The organism is Microbacterium sp. ZW T2_14, assembly GCF_044987405.1.
GTDB lineage: Bacteria > Actinomycetota > Actinomycetes > Actinomycetales > Microbacteriaceae > Microbacterium.
Genome location: NZ_JBJDRK010000115.1, coordinates 1 through 3058, shown reverse-complemented (window position 1 = coordinate 3058; position 3058 = coordinate 1). Strand labels below are relative to the sequence as shown.

3 protein-coding genes and 1 pseudogene are annotated in these 3058 nt (G+C 70.6%); all 4 read right to left on the bottom strand.

All coding sequences use genetic code 11. The annotated features are described in order from the left end of the window. Positions 1–487, bottom strand: a pseudogene (locus tag ACI3KY_RS20180) (primosomal protein N'); the annotation flags it as partial. A 10-nt stretch (positions 488–497) separates the two neighbouring features. Beyond that, a complete protein-coding gene (metK, locus tag ACI3KY_RS20175) occupies positions 498–1691 on the bottom strand; it encodes a methionine adenosyltransferase (protein ID WP_404931903.1) in 1194 nt (397 codons plus the stop codon). A 117-nt stretch (positions 1692–1808) separates the two neighbouring features. After that, the gene (rpoZ, locus tag ACI3KY_RS20170) at positions 1809–2063 is read right to left on the bottom strand and encodes a DNA-directed RNA polymerase subunit omega (protein WP_252787426.1); all 255 of its coding nucleotides are present in this window, start codon (positions 2061–2063) and stop codon (positions 1809–1811) included. A gap of 118 nt (positions 2064–2181) precedes the next feature. Beyond that, the coding region (gene gmk / locus ACI3KY_RS20165; protein WP_404931902.1) for a guanylate kinase at positions 2182–3058 on the bottom strand (877 nt) is incomplete at its 5' end.

The window sequence follows — 3058 nt, the reverse complement described above, 5'->3', positions numbered from 1 at the left end:
GCCCGGGGTACACGGCGAGCACGTCGGCGGCCCACGCGGCATCCGCCTCCTCGACGTGGGGATGCGCGACCGGCTCGGCGGCCAGCCACGCCTTCTCGGCGCGCACCATGCGCTTCGGAATGGCCAGCCGCAGGATGTCGCCGGCCGAGCCCGCCGCGCGATCAGCGGCACGGCGCGCGAGCGCGTAGAGCGCCGGGGTCAGCACGGGAACGGGTGCGACCACGGCCTCGAGCTGTGAGAGTGGCCGGTCCGAGGCATCCGGCTCGCCGAGTTCGACGAGCAGGCCGTCCACCATGCGTCCGGCACTGCGCAGCGGCACGCGCACGCGCACGCCCGGCTGCGCGTCGGCTGCCAAAGCGGCGGGGATCTCGTAGTCGAACAGCCGGTCCAGCTGGGGCAGCGGGGAGTCGATGAGCACGCGCGCGACTCGACGCGGAGGTCGCGCGCCCTCGACCGGGTCGTTGTCGTCGTCCTGCACCGCGATCACGCGGCCGGCGTCAGAGCCCGGCGGCCGCGCGCAGTGCGTCGGCGCGGTCGGTGCGCTCCCACGTGAAGTCGGGCAGCTCGCGCCCGAAGTGCCCGTAGGCCGCGGTCTGCGCGTAGATCGGCCGCAGCAGGTCGAGCTGATCGATGATCGCCTTCGGACGCAGGTCGAACACGTCGAGGATCGCATCGGTGATCACGTGGTCGGCGACCCGGCCGGTGCCGAAGGTCTCGACATAGAGGCCGACGGGCTTGGCCTTGCCGATCGCGTAAGCGACCTGCACCTCGAGGCGGTCCGCGAGGCCGGCCGCGACCGCGTTCTTCGCGACCCAGCGCATCGCGTAGGCCGCCGAACGGTCGACCTTCGACGGATCCTTGCCGCTGAATGCGCCACCGCCGTGACGTGACGCGCCGCCGTAGGTGTCGATGATGATCTTGCGGCCGGTGAGGCCGGCATCGCCCTTGGGGCCGCCGATCACGAACGGGCCGGCGGGGTTGATGTAGAACTTCACATCGGGAAGGTCCAGTTCCGTCGCCTCGAGCACCGGGTCGATGACCTCGGCGCGGACCGCGGCGCGCAGCGCCTTCTGCGAGATGTCGGGGTGGTGCTGGGTGGACAGCACGACGGACTCCACCGTCTTCGGCGTCTGACCGTCGTAGCCGAGCGTGACCTGGGTCTTGCCGTCGGGGCGGAGGAACGGCAGCTCGCCCGACCGGCGCACCTCGGCGAGGCGCTCGGCCATGCGATGGGCCGTCCATGCGGCCATCGGCATGAGCTGCGGCGTCTCGGTGGTCGCGTAGCCGAACATGATGCCCTGGTCGCCCGCGCCCTGCAGGTCGTGAGGGTCCTGCGAGCCGTCCTCGCGACGCTCGAAGGCCTTGTCGACGCCGGCGGCGATGTCGGAGGACTGTGCGCCGATCGACACGCTGACGCCGCACGACTCGCCGTCGAAGCCGGTCTCGCTCGACGTGTAGCCGATGCGGTTGACGACTCCGCGGACGATCGCCGGGATCTCGACGTAGGCGGAGGTGGAGACCTCGCCTGCGACGTGGACGAGGCCGGTGGTGACGAGTGTCTCGACCGCCACGCGTCCGTTCGGGTCCGCCTCGAGGATCGCATCGAGGATCGAATCCGAGATCTGGTCGCAGATCTTGTCGGGGTGGCCCTCGGTGACGGATTCGGACGTGAACAGACGCAGGTCGGTCATCGGTACTCCAGTTGTCGTGGCGCCGGTCGCCCTGGTGTCCGGTGGCGAGCGGCGGACACCAGTATGCCCCCGGAGACGGACATCACCGTCTTCGAGGGCACAAGGGTTGTAACGGGATTACTCCGCGCGGCGCAGACGCAGCTTGTCCTCGTGGATCTCGTGCATCGCGATCGTGAGGGGCTTGTCTTCGACCGTGGAGTCGACGAGCGGGCCCACGTTGTCGAACAGGTTGCCCTCGTGGAGGTCGGAGTAGTAGTCGTTGATCTGACGCGCGCGCTTGGATGCGAAGATCACGAGCTGGTACTTCGAGTCGACCTTCCCGAGCAGGCTGTCGATGGGGGGCTCGATGATGCCCTGGTTCGTTCCGGCCATGGCGAAACCTCCTGGATCGGATGTCGGAAGGGGAGTCTGCGGGCCTCGGGGTGCCGAGGCATCCCACCATTCTACGGGACTGTGCTCCCCCGCGTGCCCATCGTGGGCCGAAGAGTCCTCAGTGCGCGAGGCGAGCGACTTCGTCAGCCGCGCGGGCGATGTCGTCGTTCACGACGCGATAGTCGAATTCGGCCTGCGACGCGAGTTCGGTCTTGGCCGTGCGCAGCCGCCGTGCGCGCTCTGCGGTGTCCTCGGTGCCGCGACCGACGAGGCGCTGCACGAGCTCGTCCCAGCTCGGCGGCAGCAGGAACACGAGGGTCGCCGACGGGTCGGCCTCGCGGACCTGGCGGGCACCCTGCAGGTCGATCTCCAGCAGCACCGTGCGCCCCTCGGCGAGAGCCTTCTCGATGGGCTTGCGGGGAGTGCCGTAGCGATACGCGTTGTGCACGGTCGCATACTCGAGCAGCTCGCCGTCGGCGATCATCCGGTCGAACTCGGTGTCGTCGACGAAGAAGTAGTGCTCGCCGTCGACCTCGCCCGGGCGCGGCGCGCGCGTGGTCGCCGACACCGAGAGCAGGATCTCGGGGTGATGCGCCTTGATGTGCGCGGCGACCGTGCCCTTGCCGACGGCCGTGGGGCCGGCGAGCACGACGAGGCGGCTGCGCCCCCCGCGCGGCTCGAGCTCCGGCCAGCGGGCGTCGAGGAAGCTCCGGAGGTCTTCGCGCTGGCGCGAACCGAGACCGCCCAGCCGCTTGACGGGCGAGATCTCGAGATCGTGCAGGATCCGGTCGCGCTTGCCCTCGCCGATCGCCGGGATCGCGGTGAGGAACTCCGGCACGCGCATGGCGCCCGCGGGCGAGGCCGGATCCGCCAGGGCGCGCCGCAGCAGCTCCTGCGGCGTGATCACCCGCATGGCGACGTCCTTCTTGAGCGCCGCGCGCTCGCGGCGGGCCGCGACGGCGCGGCGCGAAGCCGCGACGCGGTCGACCTCGGGC

Bases quoted from the DNA above. Each gene is read 5' to 3' on its own strand.
- metK (WP_404931903.1), bottom strand. From the start codon at position 1,691: ATGACCGACCTGCGTCTGTTCACGTCCGAATCCGTCACCGAGGGCCAC.
- rpoZ (WP_252787426.1), bottom strand. From the start codon at position 2,063: ATGGCCGGAACGAACCAGGGCATCATCGAGCCCCCCATCGACAGCCTG.